Source organism: Streptomyces sp. NPDC028635 (genome assembly GCF_040637635.1).
GTDB lineage: Bacteria > Actinomycetota > Actinomycetes > Streptomycetales > Streptomycetaceae > Streptomyces.
In genome coordinates this window covers 31,157-56,799 of record NZ_JBEZWX010000009.1, presented here as the reverse complement: position 1 = coordinate 56,799, position 25,643 = coordinate 31,157, and the positions used below count along the sequence as shown (strand labels likewise).

Sequence of the window (25,643 nt, the reverse complement as noted above, 5' to 3'; positions counted from 1 at the left end):
GATCGTGTCCTAGTTCTGCGGCATTCTCGACTGTATGACGACCGATACTCCGGCCCGGCTCCTGCAGCTCCTCTCCCTTCTCCAGACGCCGCGCGAATGGCCCGGTGGCGAGCTCGCCGAGCGGCTCGGCGTCTCACGCCGCACGATCCGCCGGGACGTCGACCGACTGCGGGAACTCGGCTATCCCGTGCAGGCCAGCATGGGCGCGGACGGCGGCTACCGGCTCGTCGCGGGCAAGGCCCTGCCGCCGCTCGTGCTCGACGACGAGGAGGCGGTGGCCATCGCGGTGGGGCTGCGGGCCGGCGCCGGGCACGCGGTCGAGGGCCTGGAGGAGGCGTCGGTGCGCGCGCTGGCCAAGCTGGAACAGGTGCTGCCGTCGCGGCTGCGTCACCGGGTGACCACGCTGCAGGCCGCGACCACGCCGCTGACCAGCGGGGACGGGCCGAACATCGCGCCCGAGACGCTCACCGTGATGGCGTCCACGGTGGCCGGGAGGGAGCGGCTGCGGTTCGCCTACCGGGCCGCCGACGGCACCCCGTCACGGCGGCTGACCGAGCCGTACCGGCTGGTGTCGACGGGACGCCGCTGGTATCTCGTCGCCTACGACCTCGAGCGCGAGGACTGGCGGACCTTCCGCGTGGACCGGGTGAGCGAGCCGTTCGCGACGGGCGCGCGGTTCGTGGAGCGGGAGCTGCCGGAGGGCAGCGCGGCGGAGTACCTGCGGCGCTCGATGCAGCGCGGACAGGAGTCCTACGACTATGTCGTCGCGTTCGCCGAGCCGGTGGACGCGGTCGCGGCGCGGCTGCCGGGGTGGCTCGGGGCGCCGGAGCCAGACGAGCGCGGCGGGTGCGTGCTGCGCGGGCGGGGCAGCGGACCGGTGGAGTGGCTGGCGGCGCGCCTGGCGATGCTGGGCTTCGACTTCACGGTACGGGAGCCGGCGGAACTGGTGGACGGCGTACGGGAGATGGGCGAGCGGCTGAGCCGTGCGGCACGGCCGCGGTGACGGCCGGAGGGCGTGACGGCCTGTGGCCGGACGGTGATCGGCCGTATGACAGAATCTGCCGTCCGGGCGGGTCACCCCGTGGTTCAGGTACGGGGTGGCCCGTCCTTTCAGGCTTCTGGCGCAGCAAGAGAGCCGGACTCCGGCACCCGGGGGGGGGGAGGGTGCCGAAGCCCGGCTCGTGGGAAGTCCCGGCGCCGGGGGGGGATTGCGTCGGGACCTGGTTCGGTTGGCGCGTGGGCCGGCTGCTGAAACGGTTTCCCAGGGTGGGAGTTCCGGTTTCTGGATCCGAACTCCCGTGCCCTGAGGTGTTGTTCCCCGTCACCCTCGGTCGAAGCGGCGGAACAGCGCCATCTTTGCGCGGTGTTCGGCCACCCGGCGTACGCGTCGGCGCACACCGGCCGGGGCTGCACACGCCCTCGCGGGCGGATGCGTCAGGCCGCCGCGTCGAAGCCCGTGTCGCGGGCCAGCTTCTTCAGCTCCAGCAGGGCGTGCTTCTCGATCTGCCGGATCCGCTCACGCGTCAGGCCGTGCTCCTTGCCGACCTCGGTCAGCGTGCGCTCGCGTCCGTCCTCGATGCCGTACCGCATCTTGATGATGGACGCGGTGCGCTGGTCGAGGCGGCCGATGAGGTCGTCCAGCTCCTCGCTGCGCAGCAGCGTCAGCACCGACTGCTCGGGGCTCACCGCGGAGGTGTCCTCCAGCAGGTCGCCGAACTGGGTCTCGCCCTCGTCGTCCACCGCCATGTTCAGCGAGACGGGGTCGCGGGCCCAGTCCAGTACGTCGATGACGCGCTCCGGCGTGGAGGCGAGCTCGGCGGCGATCTCCGTGGGCTCCGGGTCGCGCCCGTGCTCACGGTTGAACTCGCGCTGCACACGGCGGATGCGGCCCAGCTCCTCGACCAGGTGGACGGGCAGCCGGATCGTGCGCGACTGGTCCGCTATCGAGCGGGTGATCGCCTGGCGGATCCACCACGTGGCATACGTGGAGAACTTGAAGCCCTTGCGGTAGTCGAACTTCTCGACCGCGCGGACCAGGCCGGCGTTGCCCTCTTGGATCAGGTCCAGCAGGGGCAGGCCACTGCGGGGGTAGCGACGGGCCACGGCGACGACCAGCCGGAGGTTGGAGCGGATGAAGACGTCCTTGGCCCGCTCTCCCTGGTCGACCAGGGCCTCCAGCTCCTCACGGCTCGCGTCCAGCGCGGACTCCTCGTACCCGTCGAGGATCTGCCGCGCGAAGACACCCGCCTCGATCTGCTGGGACAGCTCGACCTCCTTGGCGGCGTCGAGCAGCGGTGTCCGCGCGATCTCGTCGAGGTACATGCCGACCAGATCGCGGTCGGCGATGTCGCCGGTGGCGCGAACACTGCTTGCCGCGTCGGCCGTCTCGCCATTGGCGGACTTACGACGGGCGACGGCACGGGTTGCCATGCGTGCTCCCTTGCGATGGTGGGTCAGCGGGTGGTCCGTCGGACGCTCGGCACGGCGGGAGGCGCCGCCGAGGTCTTCCGGACCCTCCTCCGGACTCCTCGGACTCTCCTCGGGTGCCCTGCATCCGATGGAAACAACGACTGGAATCCGGACAGAATTCCCAACCCGACCCCCGATTTTTCTGATCATGCAGTACCCTGTCGCGCCGCACGCCGCTGTGCGGTGCCGACGAGCACCGAGAGGTGCAGGTCAGGACGGGGATGGAGACCGCCCTCGCGCCCCTCGCGGACCACTCCGCTCCCTGCGCGGGTGAGACGCCCGTCACACGCGGCGCGACCGCCCTCACCTACCCCGGGAGAGCGCCTTGCTCACCCGCTCTCCCACCCCGGAAGACGACCGGCACCCGCGGAAGGTTGCCGACGAATCGGACTCACAGGATTTTCAGGGGCGGACCATATCCGGCCTTTATGAGGGACGGGGTGGGGCGGGCAGGGCGGGGCGGGCAGGGCAGGGCGGGGCGGGGGCAGGAGGAGGAGCGGGGGCGGGGCCGGGTCGGCGGGAGGTCGGTGGGCCCCGGCGGGCCTCCGGGGAGCCCGGGGCGGACCAGGGGCTCGGCGGGAGCCGGAAGGCGCGGGCGAGCCCGCGAGAGCCCGGATGGCTGGGAGCCGGAGGCCGGACGGTCGGCCGGGAGCCGTGCGCCGAAGGACCGGGGGCGGCCCGGACGGCCTGGGGCCGGGGGCCGAACGACCGGCGACCGGCGACCGGCGGCCGGCGGCCCGACGGCCGGGGGCCGGACGGACAGGGGCCGGACGGACAGGGACCGGGCCGGACGACCGGGGGCCGGACGGACAGGGACCGGGCAGGCAGCCGCAGCCGCTCCGGGCCGGTGGGCGCCGGTTCAGCCGAACTGGACCGAGCGCTTGGCCAGGCCCATCCAGAAGCCGTCGATCACCGACTTCTGGTCGCCGAGTTCGCCGGCGGCGTCGGCCGCGCCCATGGTCACGAACAGCGGGGCGAAGTGCTCCGTCCGGGGGTGGGCGAGCCGGCCGGCCGGGGAGCGGTGCAGGAAGTCCAGCAGGGCGTCGGTGTCGCCGCCCTCCAGCGCGCGCCGCCCCCAGTCGTCGAACTCCGCCGACCAGGCCGGAGTGCCCCCGGCGTGCCGCAGCGCGGCCAGGTTGTGGGTGAAGAAGCCGGAGCCGACGATCAGCACGCCCTCGTCACGCAGGGGCGCGAGCCTGCGGCCGAGCTCCATCAGCCGCACCGGGTCCAGTGTCGGCATGGACACCTGGAGGACGGGGATGTCGGCGCCGGGGTACATCTCGACGAGCGGCACGTACGCGCCGTGGTCCAGGCCGCGGTCGGGGATGTCCTGCACCGGCATTCCGGGGGCGCGCAGCAGCTTGCGCACGCTCTCGGCCAGCTCCGGGGCGCCCGGCGCGTCGTAGCGCACGCGGTAGTAGTACTCGGGGAAGCCCCAGAAGTCGTAGACGAGCGGCACCGTGGTGGTGGCGCCGAGGGCGAGCGGGGCCTCCTCCCAGTGCGCGGAGACCATCAGGATCGCCTTCGGCCGTGGCAGCCCGGCGGACCAGGCGGCCAGCTCGCCGGGCCAGACCGGGTCGTCCGCGAGCGGCGGGGCGCCGTGACTGAGGTACAGGGCGGGCATGCGCTCCTGGGCGGTGGCGGACATCGGCACTACTCCCAACACAGATGCTTTAAAACTAAAGCTTTGCCTTCCTCAGGGTACGCCCGACTTGTTTAAGTTTCAAGGACAGGCACCGTACAGTGGAGGCATGACCACGGCACCCGCATCCTCCGCCTCCTCCCCCGCCGCGGAACCGCCCCGCTGGCTCACCACGGAGGAACAGCGCGTCTGGCGCGCCTACCTGCACGCCACCACCCTGCTCGAGGACCACCTCGACCGGCAGCTGCAGCGCGACGCGGGCATGCCGCACATCTACTACGGCCTGCTCGTGGGCCTGGCCGAGGCCCCCCGCCGCCGGCTGCGGATGACCGAGCTGGCGATGCAGGCGAAGATCACCCGTTCCCGGCTCTCGCACGCCATCGCACGGCTGGAGAAGAACGGCTGGGTGCGCCGCGAGGAGTGCCCCTCCGACAAGCGCGGCCAGTTCGCCGTCCTCACCGACGACGGCCTGGCGGTGCTCGAGCGCACCGCGCCCGGCCATGTCGCCGCCGTACGCCAGGCACTGTTCGAGCGGTTGAGCCCGGCACAGCAGAAGGCCCTCGGCGAGATCATGGAGATCGTCGCCGAGGGCCTCCAGCCCAACGAAGCGGGTGCGGACCTGCCCTGGCTCCGCTAATTCACGCGCGCGCTCAGTGAGCCACCACCGGCACCGGCACCTCGTCCTCGACGCGCTCGCCGTCCCCGGAGGCCACCGTGGTGGAGCCCGGACGGCCGGCGTTGACGAAGGTGAAGGCGATCAGCGCGGCGACGGCGAGGATGCCGACGGCGAACCAGATCGCGGTGCTGTAGCCGTGCACCATGCCCTGCAGCGCGACCAGCTGCTGCTGCGGCTTGCCGGCGGCGGACGCGATGTGGTCCTTGACGTACGACGTGGTCGCGGACGCGGCGATGGTGTTCAGCAGGGCGGTGCCGATCGCGCCGCCCACCTGCTGCGAGGTGTTGACCATCGCGGAGGCGACACCGGCGTCCCGGGGCTGCACACCCTGGGTGGCCAGGGACATCGCCGGCATGAACGCCGTACCCATGCCGAGGCCGAGCAGCACCATCGCGGGCAGCAGCTGCGTGCCGTACGAGGAGTCGATCTTCAGCTGGGTCAGCACCAGCATGCCGAGCGCGGCGACCAGGAAGCCGGGGCCCATCAGGAAGCGCGCCGGGATCCGGGTCATCAGCCGGGTGCCGATCTGGGTGGAGCCGGTGATCATGCCGGCCACCATCGGCAGGAACGCGAAGCCGGTCTTGACCGGGGAGTAGCCCTTCACGACCTGGAGGTAGTAGGTCAGGAAGAGGAACAGGCCGAACATGCCGATGATCGCGAGGCCGAGGGAGAGGTAGATACCGCCGCGGTTGCGGTCGGTCACCACGCGCAGCGGCAGCAGCGGGGCCTTCACCCGGGACTCGACGAGCGCGAAGGCGATCAGCGAGACGGCGGAGATGACGAACATCGCCACGGTCACGGTGTCGCTCCAGCCGTCGGACTCGGCGCGGGTGAAGCCGTAGACCAGTGCGACCAGGCCGAGGGTGGACAGGACCACGCCGGGGATGTCGAGCGGGGAGCGGTTACGGCCGCCCTCCGGCTCACGGATGACGAAGTAGGCGCCGAGCGCGGCGACGATGGCGAACGGGATGTTCACGAAGAACGTCCAGCGCCAGTCCAGGTACTCGGTGAGGAAGCCTCCGAGGATCAGGCCGACCGCGCCGCCACCGCCGGCGATGGCGCCGTAGATGCCGAACGCCTTGGCGCGCTCCTTGGCGTCGGTGAACATCACCGCGAGCAGGGACAGGGCGGCGGGCGCGAGCAGCGCGCCGAAGGCACCCTGGAGCGCGCGGGCACCGAACATCATGGCGCCGGTGGTCGCGGCGCCGCCGAGCGCGGACGCGGCGGCGAAACCACCGAGGCCGAGGACGAAGGCGCGCTTGCGGCCCCACAGGTCGGCGATGCGGCCACCGAAGAGCAGCAGTCCGCCGAAGGCGAGGGCGTAGGCGGTGACGACCCACTGCCGGTTGCCGTCGGAGATGCCGAGGTCGGTCTGGGCGGAGGGAAGGGCGATGTTCACGATGGTGGCGTCGAGGACGACCATCAGCTGGGCGAGCGCGATGAAAACGAGCGCCTTCCAGCGGTTGGCGTCGCCGCCGCTGCGGACGGCACCGGGAGCCTTGAGGGCTGTTTCGGACATGGGGATACCCACTTCGGGACTTCGTGACGGAAAAAGCGTGCGGTGAACGGAAAAATCGGTAAACGGGAGAACGGCTCGCCCCGGGCGGGGCCGGTGAGGCCACCGTCCGTTGTGCGGACGGACGGCGGGCGCGAAACGCCGTTCGATAGGGAGACGGATGGCGGGTGCGGAACTAATCGCTCAGGTGTCGAACTCGGGTCTCTGGCTGAGGTCTCTGGCTCAGGCGGTGCGGAGGTCCTCCACGGTCGCCGCCGTACCGGGCAGGGTCGAGCGGGCCGGGGCCCGCAGCCCGTCCAGGAACAGCTGCAGATGGCGGTGGACGAAGCGGTCGAGGCTGCCGCAACCGGTGCCGGCCGGGGGCCGGCTGAGCTGGGCGACGGCGATCACCAGATCGCCGACCTCGACGTCGGGACGGAGCTGGCCGGCCGCCTTGGCGCGGTCCATGATCTCCGCGATGAGGTGCTCGGCCCCCTGCCGTGCCGCCTCCAGGTCGGGGTGGTTCTGGTCGAAGGTGGTGGCGACCATCGGGCACAGCGCACTGATCCGCTCGTCGGCGGCCGTGTGCGCGAAGCGCTCGAGCGCCTCGAAGGCGTCCCCGGTCTCGGCGAGCGCCTCCTCGGCCGCCCGCGCCGTCCGGTCCATCACGGAGCAGACGACCTCACGGACGAGGGCGTCACGGTCGGGGAAGTTGCGGTACACCGTGGCGTTGCCGACGCCGGCCCGGCGGGCGATCTCGTCGAGCGGCACGTCGGGGCCGTGCTCGACGAACATCTCCCGCGCGGCGGTGACGATGCGCTCGCGGTTGCGCAGGGCGTCGGCACGGGGCCGGGGCACCTTGCGCGGCGCGGTTGCGGTGATCGTCACGGTGTACTCCTCGGGCTGCATGTCTGGGTGACGGTCCTGGTGACTGTCAGGTTCGACGGTCTGGGCGACCGTCCGGGTCGCTCACGGATCCGGGGAGCTGGTCCCCGTTTCGCGCGAACACCTGACTAAACGGGGAGACGGTCCCCGGTTATTTCCCGACACCGGAGAGATTTCCCGTGACCTGGGTCACAGACCAACGACGAGCCGCCACGGGCCCGGCCGCGGGCCGAACACGCGATAGCTCCGACAGGTCACAGACCGCAGGCCGATCGGGGGGTGGGGTGGCGGGACGCCACCGACCGGACCGCAGGCCGAACGGGCGCGATCACCGCCCCGCCGCCCCACCCCCCGATCGGCCCGCTCCAGCGCGCGAGCGCACCCCGTGCGACAGAGGGTGATCGCATGGATGCAGCCGGGAGTCGGCGGCTGCCTGGAGCGAAGGGCCCTGCATGCAGCCGCAGCGACCCCGGAAGGGAACGCACCGCCGGATACGCCCGCGCCGCACGGCCGCCCTCGCCTCCGTCACGCTGCTGACCCTCGCCGTCAGCACCTCCGCCGGCAGCGGGCACCTGATCCCGGGCACCTCCCCGGCCGGTGCGGGCCCCGTCGCGGCGCTCTCCCGCTCCACCGCGCTGGGCCCCTGCATGATCAGCGGCGGTCCGTCCGTCCAGATGTCCGAGGGGGTGCCCACCGCCGGCGGCTACGCGCACTCCACGGGGACCGTGCGCGCGCTGACCCTGATGATCGACTTCCCGGACGCGCGGGGCCAGGGCAAGGCGATGGACCGCTTCCACGAGTTCTTCCCGCAGACCCAGCGATGGTTCCGCACCGGCTCCTACGGCCGCCTGGACTACCGCCCGTTCACCCCGATCACCGACTGGCTGCACATGCCCAAGCCGTTCAAGGCGTACGGCATAGAACGCGGCGCCCCCTTCGACCCGGGCTACCGCGCGCTGGTCCAGGACATCGTGGCCACCGCGGACGCCCAGGTCGACTTCAGCACCTACGACCTGCTCAACGTGCTGGTCACCCCGAACGCGGGCCCCTCCGCCCTGGACACCGTGCTGTCGGTGACGTTCGCCGGCAACGCGGAGGCCCCCGTCGCGGACGGAGTCCCGGTCGCCAACGCCTCGTTCGTCTACTCCCGTCAGGACGACGGCTCCGGCTCCTACGCCCGCACCGGCTACCGGGTCCTGCCGCACGAGAACGGCCATGTCTTCGGACTGCCCGACCTGTACACCGCGGACGGCGGCGGCGCGGTCGGGCACTGGGACATCATGAGCGAGGACTGGGGCGCCGACAACGACCTGCTCGGCTGGCACAAGTGGAAGCTGGGCTGGCTCGACGCCGCCCAGGTCCGCTGCGCCGCCTCCCCCGGCACGGCCGAGTTCCCCCTCACCCCGCTCGCCCGGCCCGGCGGCCCCAAGCTGGTCTTCGTCCCGCTCGACGCCCGCACCGGGTACGCGCTGGAGCTGCGCACCCGGGAGGGCAACGACGAGGCCGTGTGCCGGCCGGGCGTACTGATCTACCGCGTGAACGCCGGGGTCGACACGGGCATGGGCCCGGTGCAGGTGTACGACTCGCGGCGCGACAGCGGCGGCTGCACCCGCAGCCCGAACGTCCACGCCGAACTGTCCGACGCCACCTTCGTCCCGGGCCAGACCTTCGAGGACCCGCACCACGGCATCCGCATCACGGTGACGCAACCGGACAGCGAGAGCGAAGCGGAGGGCCAAGTGGTGGTCCGGGTGACGCGGAAGTAGGAGTGGCGTCGCGGCCGGCCGACGATCGGACGCCGCGTCATATCACTGCCCGCGCAAGCCCGGTCCTCCCATGACCCCGCACGGTCTGCGGACAGCCCATGACCACCACGGCCTGCGCACAGCCCATGCCCAGGGACCGATCCCGGCCCTCCGAATACGGTGTAATCGAGATCCTCCCCCCTCCCCCGCCGGCCCGGAGACCGTACGGCCCATGCACCCGCCCGACGCCGCCCACCGCTCCTCCGTGGCGCCCGCGCCGCCACCGGAGGAGGCCGTCACCCCGCTGAGCCGCGGTGTCGCCGTACTGCACCGGCTGACGGAGGCGAGGCGGGTGGCACCCTCAGCCTGAGCGCTCCCCAAGGCGCGACGGCTCCGCGATACGACGCAGGGACGAGAACTCGGACCACTCGCGAGCGTGCATGATCGTGGATCCCGAAGACACATCGCGCTCCGGTCCCCCACGCTGACGTCATGGAGCTTGATCGCACCCGCCCCCTCTGGCGCCAGATCGCGGCGGAGACCACCCGGCGCATCAAGAACGGCACGTATCCTCCGGGCAGCCGGGTGCCGTCCACCGTGGAGATCGCCGAGGAGTACGGCGTCGTGAACGCCACGGCGGCGAAGGCCATGCGGCACGTACGGGAACAGGGCTGGACACGCGGAGAGGTCGGCCTGGGCACCTTCGTCTCCGACCCGCTGCCCCAGGATCCGTCCGCATGAGCCCCGACGCCGAGATCGACCACGGCGCACCCCTCACGCCGTACCGGCAACTGGCGGAGATCCTGCGCGCGCAGATCCGACGCGGCGACTGGCAGCCGGGGCGGATGCTGCCGAGCGAGGCGCGCCTCGTGCAGCGGTACGGGATCGCCCGCACGACGGTACGCCGGGGCCTTGGCCTGCTCGCCGACGAGGGCCGGGTGTACGCGGTGCCGCAGCGGGGCTGGTTCGTCTCGGACCCCCTGCCCGCGGACTGACGACCTTGCTCCCTCCCCCGAGCAGACGCATCCGCTACCCTGTCATCAGCCGCCCGGGCATCCGGCGGCGCCGCCTTCGTAGCTCAGGGGATAGAGCACCGCTCTCCTAAAGCGGGTGTCGCAGGTTCGAATCCTGCCGGGGGCACCAGCACAAACGGCCCGGACCGATCATGGTCCGGGCCGTTTGACGGCTAAGTGTGACGGCAGCTCCGACGATCCCGTTGTTCCACTCCCCTCAGCCCCTCAGGCGCCCTAGGCTTCTTGGACCAGCCTTAGAGGGGACCATGACAACAACGGTGAGCGATCCCGGCGAGAGCGACGGCACGTATCACGTGAGGGTCAACGGCGGCGGCAGCACTTTCCAAGGTGTCGACGTCGGTCGCCTAGTCAGCGACTCGACCCTGTACATCGACCATCGCGCACCCAAGCGGCGCGGCACGCCCTTCACTACGAGGGCCGTCGCGGCAGGTGTCGCCGCTACCGTCGCCGCATCTGCCGGCACTCTTTCAGCTGGTTTTGTGGCGTTGAAGGATGAGAACAAGCCTTCCCCCCTTGGCCACTCCGATGTCGTGTTCGTCGAAGTTCTCCTCACGATCGGCGTAGTTATCGCGCTCGCCTTCGCCATCCCGTGGTTCCTCACACGCCGCAAGTACATGAAGAATCAGAACGTCGAGTTCGAGGAGAGACTACGGGCGGAAAGAGAGTATGCCCGCCAGGCGTTGGAGAAGCTGAAGCAAGCGAATGAGCTGGCCACCCTAATGCAGCTCAATCAGGGGCAGATAACCACTTACCACGACATCGTTACCGACCAAGCGGACAAGTCGTTCAAATCCTCTCGGATCGCGATGACAGTCGGCATGGCTCTCCTGGTAGCTGCCGCACTCGGAGGGGCCTGGGTGCCACTGGAGCAGATTCGCTGGTTCATCGGAGCACTCGCGGCGTTCAGCACCCTCCTTTCCGGCTACATGAGCAAGACTTACCTGACTCTGTATAAAGAGTCGATCGGCCAGCTAAATCGCTACTTCGACCAGCCAGTACTCAACAGCTACTATCTAACCGCTGAACGCCTTATTGGAGACCTCGCCCAAGAGCATCGAGACGAAGTTCGGATGCAGATCATCAACGAGGTTCTGCGTACCAGCGCTCGTCTCGGTGGCAGGCCTGATAAGCGGCTCCCGCAAGAGTCAAAGGCCGCGAAGCCTAGAAGGAAGAAACCTTCCCTGCCCGGACAAAATATGTCCACAAACCAAAGGTCGAGCGTTTAAGGTGCCGCTCGGCCAGCCGCCTCCTGAACGACTGCCCGAGCGCACGCATCGCCGCTAGGTAGTGGGTGGACGGCGCTTGAGCAGCCGATCCATGTGACTGATGGCTTCCCGCTGGGTGTCGTGTACGACGTGCGTGTACACGTCCATCGTGATGCTGATTTGGCTGTGCCCCAGGATTTCCATGATGACGCGCGGTGCGACGCCGGCCGCCGTGAGCAGCGTCGCGCAGCCGTGCCGTGCGTCGTGCAGTCGGACGACCCGCAGCCCCGCATCGGCCGCGATCCGCGTGAAGGACCGGTAGACGTTCCGCGGCTCGACCGGGCGACCGTTTCGCGTGGCGAAGAGATAGCCGGATTCCGACCAAGCGACGCCCGTGCGCGCGAATGCCTCCCGCTGCCTCAGCCGATGCCAGCGCAATGGCGCGATGCAGAGCGCCGGCATCGGGACCACACGGCTGCGGCGGCTCTTGGGGTCATCGTCGTACAGAGTGCCCCTGCGGCGCTGCGTCTGCTGGCGAATGTGCAGGACACGGTTGTCCAGATCTACATCCGACCAACGCAAGCCCACTAGCTCGCCGCGCCGCAGGCCCATAGCGATGGCCAGCACGAAAGCCGCGTACAACGGATCGCTGCGGGCCGCCTCCAGGAAGGACAGCGTCTCCTCCAGCGACCACGGGCGAATCTCCCGCTGCTTGACGCGCGGGGGCTCGACCAGCGATGCCACGTTGCGCGTGATCAGTTCCTCGCGCACCGCTGCCGTGAGCGCCGTCCGAAGCACCCGATGTGCTTCTTTCGCGGTCGCGGCCGTATGGGCGTTCTGCACGCGGGTAACGAAACGGTGCACGTCAGCGACGCTCAGCGACTCCAGCCGCTTCGTGCCCAAGAGGGGCACAAGGTAGAGCCGCACGTGCGTCTCGTACTTGTCATAGGTGCTCAGCTTGCGGCGCGGCTCGACGTACTGCTCCAGCCAGTACGGCAGCCACTCGGAGAGTTTGGCGGAACGGGTCGGCGTCGGGATGCCCTGGCGATCACGACGTACCAGTTCCTGGCGCTTGATGTCGCATTCCTCCCACGTGCTGCCGTAGACGGTCTTGCGCTTGCGCGTGCCGTCGGGCTGGGGGACGTACACCCGCGCCTCGTAACGACCGTCCTTGCGCTGCCAGATGGAAGGGCTGGTCATCGCAGGTCAGGGCCGTGGAAGCTTCGTTCGCCGCAGCCTGACACCGGCGGTCTGGGACTGGTCAGTGCTGGAGTCCCGAGCACGCCACCAGTCAGACGAACGAGGTGACCAGTGGTCCAGCATCGTGGCCGAAAGTGGTCGCCAGCCCCGTCAGGAGGTTCGTGTCTCTATCCGCCGTCCGTCGGCGGACGTGGCGGAACGGCTGGAGCTGGACCCTGAAACCGCGCTCACCGTCGTGCGGGAGCGCGTGCGGATAGTCGACCAGGACCCTTACGCGCTAGCCGACTCCTACTTCCCCGAGGAACTGGTTCGGGGTACGCCGCTCATGCTGCCGGAAGACGTGTCCGCGCCGGGTGGTGTGCTGGCCAGCGTGGGTCTGATCCAGGCGCGCTACCGGGATGAGATCACTGTTCGCATGCCAACCCGCGCGGAGATCGAGAAGCTGTCACTGCCTGCAGCCACACCGGTGGCCGTGCACATGCAGACGGGCTACGACGCAAACGACCGCCCCCTACGAGTAATGATCACGATCCTTCCGGGAGATCGGCATGTCATCAGGTACGACGTTCCAGCAGAGTGACCAAGTCTCCCGAGAGCAGGCACGCGTGAAGGCCCTACGAAGCATCGACACGACACTGCCCACCGATCGGCACCCCGAGCGAGTCTGGTACACCTCATACGGCTCGAACATGCATCTGGATCGGCTCGCCGCCTACATCCAGGGTGGGCGCCCACCCGGTGCCGCGAGGGAGTACCCGGGCTGCCGAAACCCTGCAATGCCGGCCAGTTCCATTCCGGTAGAACTCACGGGCGCGATGTACTTCGCGACCGAGTCGCCCGTCTGGGGCGGCGGTCGCGCCTTCTATGACCCGCAGGCGATTGGCCGGACGCTGGCCAGGGCGCACTTGGTGACAACCGACCAGTTCGCTGACATCGCTGCCCAGGAGATGTATCGAACACCGGACCTAGCTCTAGATCTTGAAGGGGTTCTGACGGAGGGTCGTGCCGTACTAGGCGAGGGCCGCTACGAGACGCTGGTGTGCGCCGGTCAGGTCGACGGCCTGCCCCTGCTGACCTTCACGGCGCCGTGGGGGGTGAACGACGTTCAGTGGGTCCCCCCGTCCGCTGCGTATGTGCGGTTCTTGGCAGCTGGCCTACTGTCTGCTGGCACCTGGGACCTGGAAGCGGTCGCCACCTATGTTGCTGCCTGCCCTGGAGCGCAGGGCCACTGGACGGCACAGGGCATTGTTGCGTTGTTGGGGGAAGATGTCGCCGCACCTAAAGGCCATCAGCTATTTAGTGCGGGAGGGGACGATAGTTAAGCACCGCGGATAGTGTTAAGTAGGCCCAGGAGACTATGAACGCGGCGCCCGTACAAGATGGCAAGAATGGCAACCCCGCATCCGCCGATTACGTAGGTGTCAATCCCATCGGGAAGAGAGAGAAGTCCAACACCAATCGCGCAGCCGGCGACCAATACTGCGGATATCGCCAACCTCAATGCCTCCCAGTCGCGCACCGGCATCAGCTCGGTGTCGAAGTCCTCTTCATCAAGGAGAGCGCCCAACCGTCCCTCTATCGATCGGTTGCTGATCTTCATAAGCAGACAAGCCAGGGGTGTCAGTGCAGCATCGCCTTCCCTGTCGATTCGAGATTCAGCGTTCCGTAGTTGTGAGACAACCAGTTGGGCGTGCTTCTTCAGCGTGCGCTTTCGGTGCGATCGGACGGGCAGTTGGTCACTGTAACGGTAAAGAGAGAGGATCCCGTCCTCGACTCGGCTAATTTGCTGTGAGAGTTCTCTCATGGCGTCAGGTCGACGCGCTACAGTCGCTCTTTTGACCTTGGCGCACGCTGTCACAGCATGCGCAAGTCCGTCGAGGGTGCTGTATCGGAGAAATACACGCATTTTTTTAGAGAGGGACCCTCTCTGTCCCATCAGAGTACGGTAAGCAATGACTGGCGGAACCCACTGGAAAGCAGTCCATGCCGCAGCGCCTGCTATCGCCCTGACGACTGGGGAGGTAATGGTTTCCGTGAGATTATTGAAGTGGCCGCTTCGTACCGTGTTCCATCCCTGAATGGCTGCTGGAGTGAAACGCATGTAAGTGCGTTGGGCATCGCCCTTTACGTAGTTCGTGACTATTGCGTCAACCCAGCTGATGGTGAAGAAGGTGCAAGATAGCCCGATTATCGGTACGAGCCAGCTTCGGTAAGAGCGAGCACGGAGTAGAGCTCGCATTGATCGTGGAGCCGGAGGGAGGGACAATTCCGACAGGCTATGCTGTAGACCAGCTATGAGGCTCTGGGCTGCCCTGAACTGCCTCGCTTCAATGCGTCGCTTCATCTGACCGATCACATCGACGATCATGCCATCTCATGCCCGACATGACTGTCTGATTGAAGAATCGATGCTGTGAGGGCGGTGGCGGCTAGTGGGCCCTCCGGGGGACATGGGTACTGCGGGTTCTCTAATGGACTGGCTGCGGGCTGCTCCAAGCACCGAGAATCAGACCCCGCCGGCCACCTCTCGGCCGGACAGAACCACTAAGGAAGGAACGCCGGGGGGGTACCGCAGCGTTGCTGACGGCCGCGGCTTACCCGTGCCGTCGGCAGTGATCTCGCCCAGGTCCGTGCCGTAGTCGCTTGCCAGGGTGAACACCTGAGTCAAGCCGCCCTCAGGAGTGATCCAATCCGGTCTTCAAGGGCCTTGTGAACTGCTTGATAATCGACAATCCCGTCCTCACGGCGCGCAAGCCGGTCCAAGAAATCGTGCCATACAGCATTGCGCGCCCCGCCCAGATGTACAGTTGCGAGGTAGAACCGGGCAGCATAGTCCACCATGTATCGGCCCCAGCACTGGTTGTTTGCCTCCCAGGCCGAGAGGATATCCCTCAATTGCTCCAGTGTTACGTACTGAGCGCACGGCAGCACTGCGGCGTGAGCAGCGAGGGCGCCATTATCGAAGTTTCCTACGTCTGCAAGGATGCCTGCGAGGAATCCCGCAAAATATGGACTAGGTCGGTATTCGATCACCGTGGCGCGACGATGATAGTCAATTCCAGCGAAAGCGGGTTCCAAAGAAGGCAGGGTGGCGCGGACTTCCTCAATGGATACAAATGACATGATCTGTGCGCTCGTAGGTTCGAGCTTTGGCGGTTGCCAGTATTCTAGCTGCGCGTGTTGTGCGCCGATGGTGCGCACAATTGTATCTAGTTGGCTACGCAAAGACTCATCAATCCCGCTCCAGAAAGCGTCCAAGTCGCCCAACCGTGCCAGGGCACGGCTCTGAATGGGAACAGTGGATGCCGATAGGCGGTCGGTAAACTTTCGAACCAGCTCGCTCACCAGAATCCGGTCTTCAGAGGCGAAGATCCTCAGGCGCGTAGCCATCCTGTCAGCCAGAGCTGCCGCGTCGATGTTGGCATCGTCCAGGGCCGGTTCCAGCAAGGCGTGCCGCGCAGCAAATTCCACCACTCGCCGCCGAGCAGCCGGCCGCACCCGACGGAAAAAGGCAGAAGCAATGTGGTTCGGATCCCCGACAAAGGCAGGGTCTAGGACATGTGCAGCGAAACTAGAGACGACCTTTCGTCCTTGGCTCGCTGGTTGAACCAGCACGGCCTCTAGAGCGACGACCAGATGAGTTCGCGCGTATTCAAGAGGAGGGTCAAACAGTTCGCCCATGGGCCGCAGGGAGGGGTGCGCACACAGGTTGCGGTCTTCGCGCAATCGCTCAAGTTGGATCTTCTGCGTAGCGTCGATGAGTTCCAGAGCTACGGCCTGATCGAGGAGGCTGCTCTCCACTGCTTGCATCGTGCGAATTGCTTTAGCGTCCAGGTTTCCTTGAGCTTGATCCACCTGCTCGATCAGGGGCGTGGCCTGAGGCTCGCCACCTTCATGCAGTGCCCTGACCTTGTCGATCAGGTCGGCACAGACCGCAGTCCATGTAAGGACAATCGTGGCCCGCGCGGCTCCCGCCGCGTAGGCGCGGTATGCCTCACGCACCAGCGGACGCACATCAATGCTACGAACGCGAGTGATCCACTGCTCAAGATCCTGCACAGGCCCTCTTCCTCGATTGTGTGGTACGAGCATTCTCCAGATTGGTGACCTTCACGTCACACTTTTCACGAGGAAAGCTGATCGGTGCGGGCGTGCATGGCCCGGCTCCCTGACAGGCCAAGCCGCTCGGCGTACCCGTTCCTGGCGTCTCCCCGGCTGGGACTACGTACGACGTCGGCCCGCGCTGACGGCAGTTCGTGACGGCAACAGCGGTGTAAGTCGCTGTACCGATAGGCACAGCCGCGCACCTCGCAGGCAGGGCTAGCTAGCGAGACCCCGGTCCGCGAGGCTGTGCGAAGGAACTCCTAAAGCGGGTGTCGCAGGTTCGAATCCTGCCGGGGGCACCAGCAAAAACGGCCCGGACCGATCATGGTCCGGGCCGTTTTGACTGCTGCTGTCATTCAGCACGTGGCCCAGCCGCTCAGCGCGCGGGTTTCATGACGTGCCCCAGGGCGACGAGGCCGACGCCTATGACGAGTAGTGACGGTGAGCGGACATTCCAGCTCGCCAGCATGAGCAGGGCGCCGGCGCCCCACAGTCTGGGCTGCCGCACAAGCCGAGGAAGCCGCCCGCCAGGCATCCGGCCGAGCAGCAGCGCATGCACTCCCAGCACGGCCCACACCACGGCCAGAATGACCAGCACCAGAGCCACGGCCATGAACATCGCCACCCCCAGTCGCCGACGCGCCGCTCGTACGCGTGCTGGGCATGGCCATGCTCGGCCTCGCAAACCCTCTGGGCCTGGTGCGCACCCTCGACTTCCGCCGCTTCGCGCATAGGCAAGCTGATACGGCTCCCGGAGCCGCACTGTTCCAGACCGTGCTGCTGCCTCAATCCCCACGGTCAGTAGCCGTGGCCCGGCCAGTGTGGGTCTGTCCAGCGGGCTTCGTCGGTGAGGCCCAGCAGGCGTATTCGGTGTTGCAGGGCCTTCGGTGCGCCCGATTCGCGGAGGCGTGGGGCTGCGTGGGTGAGGAGCCAGGTGACCAGTTCCGTGCGCGTCTGGTCCTCGTCGTGCTCGTACCAGTCGACGTGCCACGGCAGGCTGTCTCCCAGGAGGGCGTACTCCCATTCCGCGGCCGGCTCGGCGAGGCGTCGGTCGCTGAGGGGACCGGTGTGCTTCTCCCAGTCGGCGAGCCAGGGGCCCGGTGTTCCGGATGCCTCGGCGCACATCGCGAAGACCTGGTGCGCCGGTACGGCCGCGTCCGGATCGGTGAGGGTCTGTGCCCACCAGGCATGCAGGAACTCGCCTACCGGCTCGGCGTGTTCGTCGGGCCACTGCTGCCAGCGGCCGCGGGCGAAGGAGTATCCGGCCTCCTCGAGGCCGGACAGGGGCTCCACGCGACCCGCGGCCAGGGCCCTGGCGAACTGCGGCAGGATGCGGCGCAGTACGGCCGCGTGGTCCCTCCAGTCGACGGCCTGCCAGGTGCGGCGCAGGAGGTCCGGCTCCAGTGCCACGTCCGGTGTCTTGAGGAGGGCCAGCTCCTGCGCGCTGCCCCAGTGGCACTCGCAGTTGCGCTCGTCCGGGTGCGCGGTCATGCCGCGGAAGGTGACGGAGAGGCTGTCCAGGGCCTCGGTCAGGCGGCGGCGTGCGCGATGCATGAGGGATCCGGGCTTCGAGGACTCCGGGCGGCGTGCGCCGGCCGAAGATCGGCACCCTATACGGTCGAGATTCCGTCGAGATGCGGTCTAGATGCCGTCGAGGCGGGCCTTTGCACCGGCCGCCCCGGGTGGAGTGGGCGGGGGTGCCGTCCGGGGTCAGTTCTGGTGGTCGATTCTCTTCTCTCGCATCAGGGTCTCCAACTCCCCGTCGGAGAGCGGGTGCAGGGTGTCGAGGAGGCGCCTCAGGGCGGGCTCGGGGAGCGTCTGGCTGGTGACCTCGGCCTCCGTGCTGCCCTGGCGGCGGGTGAGCGTGACCTCGTGGGCCCCGCCGGGGAAGTCGCGGATCCGCACCATCTCGCCGTGGGCGTCCACCCTGCAGGTCACGTCCTTCTCGGCGGGCTCGGGGCAGCGGGGGGTCTCGGTGGACGGCGCGCGGACGACCAGGCCGACGTAACCCGTCTCGTAGCCCTCCCGGACGGGGCGGTAGTCGACGATGAACGCGGCGGGGTCGAGTACCGCGTGGGAGACCTGGAGGCCCGGCGGTGCGTCGCCCAGGTACAGGAGCTGCGCGTGCTCCCGGTAGCGTGCGACCTCCGCCTCCTGCCGGTCCTGTCGTGCCTGCGCCGGGCCGATGAAGCCTCCGTACGCCACCGCGCCCGCCAGCGCGGCCAGCGCCCCGAGCCGTACCCACCTGCTCGGCACGAAGAACGCCGCCGCCACGGCATAGGGCACCCCGGTCAGTGCGATCCGGGTGCCGGCGCCGCCCAGGTCGACGCCCTTGCCGTAGGCGGCCACGCCTGCCACGACGCCGAGCGTGCCGAGGGCGAAGACCAGGAGCGCCCAGCCCAGCCGCCGCGGCAAGGAGCCGTACAGCGGCCGTACGGGCCTCATCGGCAGGGCCGCCAGGGTCAGCAGGCCCAGGACCAGCGGCACACCGAGGGCGAGGAACTTCCCTGCCGCACCGAGGCCGCCGGCCCAGCCGTATGCCAGCAGTCCGACGCCGAGTGTCGGCACCGCGGCCGCCGTCATCGCCCAGACCAGGAAGAGATGCAGGGCCGTCAGCGTCCCTCTGCCGTCCTTCATACCGGCGAGCGTGTCAGGCGCCGCCGCGGCACGGCATGAGTACGGATACTCATGTGACGACCCCTCAGAGATCGTCTTACGCTGCTGTCCATGACCCATCACCTGCGACATCTCACCCAAGAGGACCTGGAGCTGGTCGAGTTCGCTCGGCGGATCGTGGAGGAGAACGGCGACGGGGAGGTGCACACCGTCGGGGCCGCCGTGCGGGACGCGCGGGGGCGGGTGTTCGGGGGGATCAACCTCTATCACTTCACCGGTGGGCCCTGCGCGGAGCTCGTGGCCCTGGGGCATGCCCGGGCCGCCGGGGCGCGGGAGCTGGCGGCCATCGTCGCCGTCGGCGACAACGGGCGCGGTGTGCTCGCCCCGTGCGGGCGCGACCGGCAAGTCCTTCTGGACCACCATCCGGGCATCCGCGTCCTCGTGCCCACGGACGACGGGGTCCGCGGTGTCGCCGTCGCGGATCTGCTGCCGCACAGCTATGTGTGGGCGGATCACCTGGCCGCCGCCTCCGACTCCGGCTCCGGCTCTCACTCCGGCTCGGAGGACGCCGGCTCGGAGGACGCCGGCTCGGAGGACGCCGGCTCGGAGGACGCCGGCCTTCCCGCCGTGGTCGCGCCGTCCCTGCCCTTCCACCGGGACTATCTCGACGCCGTCCGCGCCGGGCGCAAGACGACCACCGTGCGGCGGGGGGCTTCCGTCACCACAGGTCCGGTCGACCTCGTCTTCGAGCTGGACGAGGACGTGGTGCTCCCGGGTGTCGTGACCGCGCTCCGGCACAAGAAGGCCAGGGAGCTGACCGAGGAGGATGCCGTCGCCGACGGGTTCCGCGACCTCGCCACGCTGCACGACCGGCTGCGGTACCACTATCCCGGCATCGGTCCCGATGACGAGGTCACGGTCGTCCACTTCCGTCTGGCGGACGCCTGAACCGCACCCGGCACCCTTCCCTCCCCCGCTTGGCGACCTCCGAGTGCCGCCCGGCTCCGCCGCCGCAGGCATGGAAGCGGCGCCGGCCGTTGCCCCTGAGGGCCACTTGAGCGTGAGGAACACGGAGCAGGCCGAAGCGGGATGATCCTCGGTGGGGTACCGGAGTCGCCCTCGATCGCTACGATGCGCGCGGGGTCGCGCCCCGGGGGGGCGCGGAAACGTTTCCGGAGGGGGATCGCCTGTGTTCGTGCTGTCCATCGTGCTGCTCATAGCGGCCGTCGTACTCTTCCTCGTCGGCCGACGCCGCGAGGTGACGAGCTGGAAGCTCGGGGCGGCGCTCAGCGCCGTGGCGGGGCTGCTGGCGGCGACATTCGCCTGTGTTCATGTCGTGAGTGCCTACGAGGTCGGCGTCCCGGTGACCTTCGGGAAGATCGGTACGCCGCTGACGTCCGGCGTCCACTTCAAGTCGCCGTTCACCGACGTCACGTCCTTCTCCACCCGCCCGGTCGACCTCGACCTCAACGGCAAGGACGTCGTCGAGGTCCGCTCCTCGCAGGGCGGGGTGCTGTACGCCGACGTCACCATCAAGTGGGCCGTGGTGCCGGCGAAGGCGGTCGAGCTGTACCGGCTGGCGGGCAGCGAGGACGCCGTGGAGCAGCGGCTGGTGCTGCCCGACAGCCGCGAGATCATCCGCAACGTGTTCGCGAAGCACACCAGCGAGGAGGGGTACGCCTCGGCGCGCGAGCAGATCGGCGCCGAGATCGCCGACCGGGTCAAGGAGCGTCTTGCGCCGCGCGGGATCGACGTCACCACCGTCAATCTGCGCAATGTGCGGCCGTCGGACAAGCTGCAGGACCAGATCGACAAGAAGATCCAGCAGGAGCAGGCCACCGAGCGGGCCACGGAGGCGGCCCGCACGGCGAAGGCGGAGGCCGAGCGCAAGCGGATCGAGGCGGAGGGCATCGCCGCCGCCAACAAGATCATCGAGCGCTCGCTGAGCGACAAGGTGCTGTACAACCAGTGCCTGGAGGCCTACAAGGAGGCCGCGAAGTCCAACCCGGTGTACGCGGTCCCGTGCGGCACGGACGCGAACGGCACACCGGTGATCGTGGACGGCACCAAGAAGTAACGCAGCCACAGAACCCCACCGGACCCTGCCCGACCGCCCCCCACTCGCAACGGCGGCCGGACAGGGCCCGGGCGCACTGTCGTGCCAAGGTGACGTTCTGCTGGTCAGCAGCCTGGTTCCCTGATCACTCCGTTCAGTGATCCATGCGGCGAGCGAGCAACCCGCCGGGTCATGGCCCGGTTGTCCCAGGTGCTCATCCCGAGATCGGCAGAAGGGACCATCTCGCTCATGCGGTACCTCACGCGCCTCGCTGCAACCCTCGCCACAGCAGGGGCTCTCGTCGCCGGCATGCCCACCAACGCCCAGGCCACCGCCGTCGGCACGACACCCGCTCAGTGAGTGCGGGTTCGAGCACTCTCCTCAGACGCTCCCTCGTTATGGCAAGACATGCGCCCACCTGTATGTGAACGGGACGCGGCGTGTGAGTCAGTGCCACCACATCACGAAGTGAGCTGAGCATGATGGAGCAGCAGGACACCAGTACCGCCCGGTGTGCGCGCCAGGTGCGGGTACGGCGGGCCGGGATCGCCGCGTTCCTTGTCGGGACGTGCGGTGCGCTCGTCTTCTTCGCCTTCTTCCCGGGGCTGCCGCATGTCATCGACTGGGGGGCGATTCTTGTCTCGCTGGGGGTGGGGATCCTCAGCCGGTGGGGTGTTCAGGTCTGGGTGAAGGGGCGGGGGTGACGGGGTGGAGGGTGGCGTGGCGTGTGCTTCTGGGGGGTCTGTTCGCGTGGGCCAGTAGCAGGGTGACCGTCAGGGAGGATGCCGAGAGGGCGGTCATCGCTGTGGGCGGGGACGTGAGTTGGGCCAGGGTGCCGGCCAGGGTGGCGCTTGCTCCCTGGAGGGTGAGCATGCCTGCCGAGTGGAGGCCGAGGGCGTGGCCGCTGAGGGTTTCGGGGGTGAGCCGCATCAGGCGTTCCTGTTGCAGCAGGCTCGCGCCGAAGCCCGTCGACGCCGTCGTGACCAGTACGGCCGCGAGCCACAGCGGCGGGTGCAGGGCGAACGCGGCGTAGGGGGCCGCCAGCAGGACCAGCAGGGGTGTGATCAGGCGCGGGCGGAGCGTGGGCGGCAGGAAACGGCCCACCGCCAGGTCACCGAGCAGCATGCCCAGCGCCGCGCACGCGAACAGCGTGCCCGCGGAGGCGGGGGTGTAGGGGACGTACAGGGACTCGCAGCCGACGATCAGGCCGTTCGGGAACCACAGGCCCAGGTAGGTCAGCCGGCGGGGGCGGGACCTCCACAGTGTGGCGTTCGTCCGCCAGGTCGTACGGATCGACGGGCGGCCCTCGGCGCGGGGTGCGCGCCGGGTCAGGCCCCAGCGGGTCGCCGCCGCCGACACGAGGTACAGCGCCGCGGAGAGCAGCAGGGTGGTGTGCGGGCTCAGGCAGGCCAGGAGGGCGCCGCCGAGGCCGTACCCGGTGATCTGCATCAGACCGCTCAGCATCGTGAACACCGAGCGGCCCAGCAGATAGCCGTCCTTGGTGAGGATCTGGTTCAGCAGACCCCAGCGGACCCCGCCGCCGAGCGACGCGACGAGGCCCTGCGTGAGGATCACCAGGAACACCGACCACATCGGCAGGCCGGGGACCGCGAGCACGGCCGTGCCCGCCGCGAAGGCCAGGGAGATCGCCGTCAGGGCCCGCCTGGGCGGCAGGCGGTCCGCGCCCGACAGGAGCAGCGTCGCACCGAGGACCTGGGCGAGGGACGGGCCGAACATGCTCACCGCCGACAGCAGGGGTGAGTCCGTCGCCCGGTACACCAGGGTCGCGAGGGCCAGGCCGCCGGTCGTCTGGGCCGCCGTCAGGGCCGCCGAGGACAGGAAGAGGGGGGTGAACTCCGGGGTGCGGAACAGGTCGCCGTAGCTGCGCATGTCCCACACCGTCGGGCACGGCGCGTGGTGGCCGTACTCTTTCGCACAGGCGCGAAAGCTGGGTGGGGGCATGGGCTGGTGGCAGGTCAACGCGGACACGCTGGCCGGGAGCCGGTTCGTGATCTCGCCGCTCGCGGAGGTCTTCGCCTCCCTCAAGCTGCTGCACTCGGCGAGCGGGTCGCATCCCGGAGAGCAGGAGTGGCTGCGCAGGCACCTGCCCGCCTACCGGGCCCTGCTGGCCCGCGACCCCGTGACCGCCTCGCTGGTGCGGGCCGGCCTCGGCCGGGAGTGGATCGCCGACTTCCTCACCCCGACCCCGTACGACGGGGAGGGCTTCGCCGACGCCGTCGCCCGGGTACGGCAGGCCGGCGGCGCGCAGGCCCGCGCGCATCTGCGCCTGTCCCTCGCCGGGGAGCTGCCCGCCGAACTGCGCCGGGACGATCTGCCGGCGCGGGCCGCGGCGCTGCTGGAGTGGGTGTGGGAGGAGACCGTCCTGCCCTACTGGGAGCGGCGGCGGCGGGTGCTGGAGGCCGATGTGGTGGCGCGGACGGCGCAGGTCAGCCGGGGTGGCTGGGCGGCCGTACTGGACTCGCTCCGGCCGGGCACGCGCTGGCTGGGCGAGAGCCGGTTCCAGGTGAACCTCCAGGAGTACCCGCCGCGCGAGATCGCCGGCGCGGAGCTGGTGTTCGTGCCGGTCACCCCGCGGACCGGGTGGGTGAGCTGGGAGGACGGCCGGCGGTACGCCGTGGTGTATCCGTGTGCGGGCGCGCTGGCCGGGGACGGCGGGCCCGGGGTGCCGGCGGGTCTCGGCGCGCTGCTGGGGGCTGGGCGGGCCGCGGTGCTGGTGCTGCTGGGCTCGCCGATGAGTACGACCCAGTTGGTCGCCGTCACCGGGCAGGGGCTCGGGTCGGTGGGGCGGCATCTGCGCCTGCTGCGGGACGCCGGTCTGGTGCGGCGGCGCCGGGCGGGGCGGTCGGTGCTGTACACGCGGACGGCGGCGGGTGACGTGCTCGTCGAGGCGGCGGGCGCCGGACCCCGGGCCTCCGGCTGCGACGGCTTCGAGGCTCCCCCCGTCACGTCACCGGGCCCCGCTAGGCTCCGCTCATGACTACTGACGCCTCCTCCTCCCCCCTCGACGTCGAGATCGGCGCGCTCACCGGTGGCTCCGCCGAGCTGAAGAGCTACGCCGGCCAGGTCGTGCTGGTCGTGAACGTCGCCTCCAAGTGCGGGCTGACCCCGCAGTACACCGGTCTGGAGAAGCTGCACGAGCGGTACGCCGAGCGCGGCTTCACGGTGCTCGGTGTGCCGTGCAACCAGTTCCTCGGGCAGGAGCCGGGCAGCGCCGAGGAGATCGCCGAGTTCTGTTCGGCGACGTACGGCGTGACCTTCCCGATGACCGAGAAGGTCGACGTCAACGGGGACGGCCGGCACCCGCTGTACGAGCGCCTCGTGGGTGTCGCGGACGCCGAGGGGCACAGCGGGGACATCCGCTGGAACTTCGAGAAGTTCCTGATCGGGCGGGACGGCACGGTCGTCGCCCGCTTCTCGCCGCAGACCGAGCCGGAGGACGCGGCGCTCGTCGGGGCCGTCGAGAAGGCGCTCGGCTAGCCGGTCCGGGTTGACCTTGTCCCTGGGGCAAGGACCAGCGTTCCCGTCACCGGGCGAGAGGCGCCCGGTGACGGAGGATGGCGTCGTGGACGACGACCTGCTGACGATCGGCGCGTTCGCCGCGCGGGCCCGGCTCTCGCCGAAGGCACTGCGGCTGTACGACCGCCTCGGCCTGCTGCGTCCGGCGCACGTCGACGAGGTCAGCGGCTACCGCTACTACCGCGCCGGTCAGATCGACCGTGCCCGCACGGTCGCGCTGCTGCGGCAGCTGGACATGCCGCTCGCCGTGATCGCCGAGGTGGTCGAGGCCGCCGAGCGTGACGGCGGCGCGGCGGCCGACCGGCTCGGCGTGTACTGGGCCGGCGTCGAGGAGCGGATCGCGCGGCAGCGCACACTCGCCGGGTTCCTCCGTGGACGACTGTCCGGAAGGGGCTACGAGATGTACGGCACGTTCACAGTGGAGACGGTAGAGGTGCCCGCGCAGGTGGTGCTCACCGAGAAGCGGCACACGCTGGCGGACGAACTGCCCGCGTGGATCGGGGCGTCCATGGGACGGCTCGAGGCGGCGGCCCGGGAGTGCGGCGGGGTCGCGGGCTCGCCGTTCGTCGTCTACCACTCCGAGGTGTCCATGGAGAGCGACGGTCCCGCCGAGTCCTGCGTTCCCGTCGCCGACGAGGCTGCGGCCCGGGCGTGGGCGGCCAAACAAGGCCGGGCCCGGGAGACGGTGGTGCGGGTGGAGCCGGCACGCCGGCTGGCGTACACGCGCATCACCAAGGCGCAGGTCGCGCATCCGCAGATCCTCGCCGCCTTCGAAGCGGTGGAGGCGTGGATGAAGGAGCGGGGGCTGGAGTACGACGGTCCGTGCCGGGAGATCTACTTCGCCGACTGGGACGCCGCCGGGCCCGGGGACGCGGTGTGCGACGTGGCCTTCCCCGTCGCGTAGCGCTGGGGGAAGGCCGAGCCCTCTCGGCAAGGACGGCGAACTCGTCGAGAGGGCCCTCTTCGTGGCGCTGGTTTC

At 69.3% G+C, this 25,643-nt stretch carries 25 protein-coding genes and 1 tRNA gene; 16 read left to right on the top strand and 10 right to left on the bottom strand.

Features of this window, described 5'->3' with window-relative positions:
• The first annotated feature begins 34 nt into the window (after positions 1-34).
• Entirely contained in the window at positions 35-1,003 is a 969-nt protein-coding gene (locus AB0E88_RS12400; RefSeq protein WP_361628185.1) for a YafY family protein, read from the top strand.
• A gap of 431 nt (positions 1,004-1,434) precedes the next feature.
• Here the strand turns inward: AB0E88_RS12400 and AB0E88_RS12395 are convergent, their stop codons facing one another.
• Positions 1,435-2,430: a sigma-70 family RNA polymerase sigma factor gene (locus AB0E88_RS12395; protein ID WP_361628182.1), complete on the bottom strand. Its 996-nt coding sequence runs from the start codon at positions 2,428-2,430 to the stop codon at positions 1,435-1,437.
• A gap of 898 nt (positions 2,431-3,328) precedes the next feature.
• Positions 3,329-4,117 (bottom strand): class III extradiol ring-cleavage dioxygenase, encoded by a 789-nt coding sequence (locus AB0E88_RS12390; protein WP_361628179.1) that lies wholly within the window; start codon positions 4,115-4,117, stop codon positions 3,329-3,331.
• 103 nt (positions 4,118-4,220) lie between these two features.
• On the opposite strand from AB0E88_RS12390, the gene AB0E88_RS12385 reads away from it, so the two are divergent.
• Positions 4,221-4,748, top strand: a complete 528-nt coding sequence (locus AB0E88_RS12385; protein WP_361628176.1) for a MarR family transcriptional regulator — start codon at positions 4,221-4,223, stop codon at positions 4,746-4,748.
• A gap of 13 nt (positions 4,749-4,761) precedes the next feature.
• On the opposite strand, the gene AB0E88_RS12380 is transcribed toward AB0E88_RS12385, so the two are convergent.
• Positions 4,762-6,306: an MFS transporter gene (locus AB0E88_RS12380; protein WP_361628173.1), complete on the bottom strand. Its 1,545-nt coding sequence runs from the start codon at positions 6,304-6,306 to the stop codon at positions 4,762-4,764.
• A gap of 219 nt (positions 6,307-6,525) precedes the next feature.
• Complete coding sequence (locus tag AB0E88_RS12375; protein WP_361628170.1) at positions 6,526-7,191, bottom strand: helix-turn-helix domain-containing protein; 666 nt, start codon at positions 7,189-7,191, stop codon at positions 6,526-6,528.
• Positions 7,192-7,619: 428 nt separating this feature from the next.
• On the opposite strand from AB0E88_RS12375, the gene AB0E88_RS12370 reads away from it, so the two are divergent.
• The 6 genes from AB0E88_RS12370 (at position 7,620) to AB0E88_RS12345 (ending at position 11,172) form a co-directional block, all read left to right on the top strand.
• Positions 7,620-8,933 (top strand): M6 family metalloprotease domain-containing protein, encoded by a 1,314-nt coding sequence (locus AB0E88_RS12370; protein ID WP_361628167.1) that lies wholly within the window; start codon positions 7,620-7,622, stop codon positions 8,931-8,933.
• A 211-nt stretch (positions 8,934-9,144) separates the two neighbouring features.
• On the top strand, positions 9,145-9,282 hold the full coding sequence (locus AB0E88_RS12365; RefSeq protein ID WP_361628164.1) for a hypothetical protein: 138 nt from the start codon (positions 9,145-9,147) through the stop codon (positions 9,280-9,282).
• A gap of 122 nt (positions 9,283-9,404) precedes the next feature.
• Positions 9,405-9,653, top strand: coding sequence for a winged helix-turn-helix domain-containing protein (locus AB0E88_RS12360; RefSeq protein WP_361628161.1), 249 nt, complete (start codon positions 9,405-9,407; stop codon positions 9,651-9,653).
• A complete protein-coding gene (locus AB0E88_RS12355) occupies positions 9,650-9,907 on the top strand; it encodes a GntR family transcriptional regulator (protein ID WP_361628158.1) in 258 nt (85 codons plus the stop codon). Before AB0E88_RS12360 ends, AB0E88_RS12355 begins: the two co-directional genes overlap by 4 nt.
• 72 nt (positions 9,908-9,979) lie before the next feature.
• Positions 9,980-10,055 (top strand) — tRNA-Arg (locus AB0E88_RS12350).
• Between the two features lie 136 nt (positions 10,056-10,191).
• Positions 10,192-11,172 (top strand): hypothetical protein, encoded by a 981-nt coding sequence (locus tag AB0E88_RS12345; RefSeq protein WP_361628155.1) that lies wholly within the window; start codon positions 10,192-10,194, stop codon positions 11,170-11,172.
• Between the two features lie 54 nt (positions 11,173-11,226).
• Here AB0E88_RS12345 and AB0E88_RS12340 read toward each other — a convergent pair whose 3' ends face one another.
• Positions 11,227-12,351 (bottom strand): site-specific integrase, encoded by a 1,125-nt coding sequence (locus tag AB0E88_RS12340; protein WP_361628152.1) that lies wholly within the window; start codon positions 12,349-12,351, stop codon positions 11,227-11,229.
• Between AB0E88_RS12340 and AB0E88_RS12335 the strand changes: the two genes are divergently transcribed.
• Both AB0E88_RS12335 and AB0E88_RS12330 read left to right on the top strand, forming a co-directional pair.
• A complete protein-coding gene (locus tag AB0E88_RS12335; RefSeq protein ID WP_361628149.1) occupies positions 12,335-12,931 on the top strand; it encodes a UTRA domain-containing protein in 597 nt (198 codons plus the stop codon). The genes AB0E88_RS12340 and AB0E88_RS12335 overlap by 17 nt on opposite strands.
• Positions 12,900-13,673: a histone deacetylase gene (locus AB0E88_RS12330; protein WP_361628146.1), complete on the top strand. Its 774-nt coding sequence runs from the start codon at positions 12,900-12,902 to the stop codon at positions 13,671-13,673. The genes AB0E88_RS12335 and AB0E88_RS12330 overlap by 32 nt, the downstream gene beginning before the upstream one ends.
• Positions 13,674-15,015: 1,342 nt before the next feature.
• Here AB0E88_RS12330 and AB0E88_RS12325 read toward each other — a convergent pair.
• From AB0E88_RS12325 to AB0E88_RS12310, 4 genes are all read right to left on the bottom strand, one after another.
• A complete protein-coding gene (locus tag AB0E88_RS12325; protein ID WP_361628143.1) occupies positions 15,016-16,410 on the bottom strand; it encodes a hypothetical protein in 1,395 nt (464 codons plus the stop codon).
• 421 nt (positions 16,411-16,831) lie between these two features.
• Positions 16,832-17,062: a hypothetical protein gene (locus AB0E88_RS12320; RefSeq protein ID WP_361628140.1), complete on the bottom strand. Its 231-nt coding sequence runs from the start codon at positions 17,060-17,062 to the stop codon at positions 16,832-16,834.
• Positions 17,063-17,253: 191 nt separating this feature from the next.
• Entirely contained in the window at positions 17,254-18,009 is a 756-nt protein-coding gene (locus AB0E88_RS12315; RefSeq protein WP_361628138.1) for a hypothetical protein, read from the bottom strand.
• A 156-nt stretch (positions 18,010-18,165) separates the two neighbouring features.
• Positions 18,166-19,092 carry a hypothetical protein gene (locus AB0E88_RS12310; RefSeq protein WP_361628135.1) on the bottom strand — a complete coding sequence of 309 codons (927 nt, stop codon included), beginning with the start codon at positions 19,090-19,092 and terminating at the stop codon, positions 18,166-18,168.
• A gap of 90 nt (positions 19,093-19,182) precedes the next feature.
• On the opposite strand from AB0E88_RS12310, the gene AB0E88_RS12305 reads away from it, so the two are divergent.
• The 3 genes from AB0E88_RS12305 to AB0E88_RS12295 all read left to right on the top strand — a co-directional run bounded on the left by AB0E88_RS12305 (position 19,183) and on the right by AB0E88_RS12295 (position 21,831).
• Positions 19,183-20,019: an ASCH domain-containing protein gene (locus tag AB0E88_RS12305; RefSeq protein WP_361628132.1), complete on the top strand. Its 837-nt coding sequence runs from the start codon at positions 19,183-19,185 to the stop codon at positions 20,017-20,019.
• Positions 20,020-20,260: 241 nt separating this feature from the next.
• Positions 20,261-21,148, top strand: coding sequence for a prohibitin family protein (locus AB0E88_RS12300; RefSeq protein WP_361628129.1), 888 nt, complete (start codon positions 20,261-20,263; stop codon positions 21,146-21,148).
• Between the two features lie 458 nt (positions 21,149-21,606).
• Positions 21,607-21,831, top strand: a complete 225-nt coding sequence (locus tag AB0E88_RS12295) for a hypothetical protein (protein ID WP_361628126.1) — start codon at positions 21,607-21,609, stop codon at positions 21,829-21,831.
• On the opposite strand, the gene AB0E88_RS12290 is transcribed toward AB0E88_RS12295, so the two are convergent.
• Entirely contained in the window at positions 21,788-23,017 is a 1,230-nt protein-coding gene (locus tag AB0E88_RS12290; protein ID WP_361628123.1) for an MFS transporter, read from the bottom strand. The two genes, AB0E88_RS12295 and AB0E88_RS12290, sit on opposite strands and share 44 nt — an antisense overlap.
• Before the next feature lie 70 nt (positions 23,018-23,087).
• Between AB0E88_RS12290 and AB0E88_RS12285 the strand changes: the two genes are divergently transcribed.
• From AB0E88_RS12285 to AB0E88_RS12275, 3 genes are all read left to right on the top strand, one after another.
• Entirely contained in the window at positions 23,088-24,125 is a 1,038-nt protein-coding gene (locus tag AB0E88_RS12285; protein WP_361628120.1) for a helix-turn-helix domain-containing protein, read from the top strand.
• Positions 24,122-24,625: a glutathione peroxidase gene (locus AB0E88_RS12280; RefSeq protein WP_361628117.1), complete on the top strand. Its 504-nt coding sequence runs from the start codon at positions 24,122-24,124 to the stop codon at positions 24,623-24,625. Before AB0E88_RS12285 ends, AB0E88_RS12280 begins: the two co-directional genes overlap by 4 nt.
• Before the next feature lie 67 nt (positions 24,626-24,692).
• Positions 24,693-25,568 (top strand): MerR family transcriptional regulator, encoded by an 876-nt coding sequence (locus tag AB0E88_RS12275; protein WP_361628114.1) that lies wholly within the window; start codon positions 24,693-24,695, stop codon positions 25,566-25,568.
• Positions 25,569-25,643: the final 75 nt, after the last annotated feature.

Excerpts from the sequence above, each read along its gene's own strand:
- AB0E88_RS12400 (WP_361628185.1), top strand. The coding sequence starts at position 35 with ATGACGACCGATACTCCGGCCCGGCTCCTGCAGCTCCTCTCCCTTCTC.
- AB0E88_RS12395 (WP_361628182.1), bottom strand. The coding sequence starts at position 2,430 with ATGGCAACCCGTGCCGTCGCCCGTCGTAAGTCCGCCAATGGCGAGACG.
- AB0E88_RS12390 (WP_361628179.1), bottom strand. The coding sequence starts at position 4,117 with ATGTCCGCCACCGCCCAGGAGCGCATGCCCGCCCTGTACCTCAGTCAC.
- AB0E88_RS12385 (WP_361628176.1), top strand. The coding sequence starts at position 4,221 with ATGACCACGGCACCCGCATCCTCCGCCTCCTCCCCCGCCGCGGAACCG.
- AB0E88_RS12380 (WP_361628173.1), bottom strand. The coding sequence starts at position 6,306 with ATGTCCGAAACAGCCCTCAAGGCTCCCGGTGCCGTCCGCAGCGGCGGC.
- AB0E88_RS12375 (WP_361628170.1), bottom strand. The coding sequence starts at position 7,191 with ATGCAGCCCGAGGAGTACACCGTGACGATCACCGCAACCGCGCCGCGC.
- AB0E88_RS12370 (WP_361628167.1), top strand. The coding sequence starts at position 7,620 with ATGCAGCCGCAGCGACCCCGGAAGGGAACGCACCGCCGGATACGCCCG.
- AB0E88_RS12365 (WP_361628164.1), top strand. The coding sequence starts at position 9,145 with ATGCACCCGCCCGACGCCGCCCACCGCTCCTCCGTGGCGCCCGCGCCG.
- AB0E88_RS12360 (WP_361628161.1), top strand. The coding sequence starts at position 9,405 with ATGGAGCTTGATCGCACCCGCCCCCTCTGGCGCCAGATCGCGGCGGAG.
- AB0E88_RS12355 (WP_361628158.1), top strand. The coding sequence starts at position 9,650 with ATGAGCCCCGACGCCGAGATCGACCACGGCGCACCCCTCACGCCGTAC.
- AB0E88_RS12345 (WP_361628155.1), top strand. The coding sequence starts at position 10,192 with ATGACAACAACGGTGAGCGATCCCGGCGAGAGCGACGGCACGTATCAC.
- AB0E88_RS12335 (WP_361628149.1), top strand. The coding sequence starts at position 12,335 with ATGGAAGGGCTGGTCATCGCAGGTCAGGGCCGTGGAAGCTTCGTTCGC.
- AB0E88_RS12340 (WP_361628152.1), bottom strand. The coding sequence starts at position 12,351 with ATGACCAGCCCTTCCATCTGGCAGCGCAAGGACGGTCGTTACGAGGCG.
- AB0E88_RS12330 (WP_361628146.1), top strand. The coding sequence starts at position 12,900 with ATGTCATCAGGTACGACGTTCCAGCAGAGTGACCAAGTCTCCCGAGAG.
- AB0E88_RS12315 (WP_361628138.1), bottom strand. The coding sequence starts at position 18,009 with ATGCATCGCGCACGCCGCCGCCTGACCGAGGCCCTGGACAGCCTCTCC.
- AB0E88_RS12310 (WP_361628135.1), bottom strand. The coding sequence starts at position 19,092 with ATGAAGGACGGCAGAGGGACGCTGACGGCCCTGCATCTCTTCCTGGTC.
- AB0E88_RS12305 (WP_361628132.1), top strand. The coding sequence starts at position 19,183 with ATGACCCATCACCTGCGACATCTCACCCAAGAGGACCTGGAGCTGGTC.
- AB0E88_RS12295 (WP_361628126.1), top strand. The coding sequence starts at position 21,607 with ATGATGGAGCAGCAGGACACCAGTACCGCCCGGTGTGCGCGCCAGGTG.
- AB0E88_RS12290 (WP_361628123.1), bottom strand. The coding sequence starts at position 23,017 with ATGCGCAGCTACGGCGACCTGTTCCGCACCCCGGAGTTCACCCCCCTC.
- AB0E88_RS12285 (WP_361628120.1), top strand. The coding sequence starts at position 23,088 with ATGGGCTGGTGGCAGGTCAACGCGGACACGCTGGCCGGGAGCCGGTTC.
- AB0E88_RS12280 (WP_361628117.1), top strand. The coding sequence starts at position 24,122 with ATGACTACTGACGCCTCCTCCTCCCCCCTCGACGTCGAGATCGGCGCG.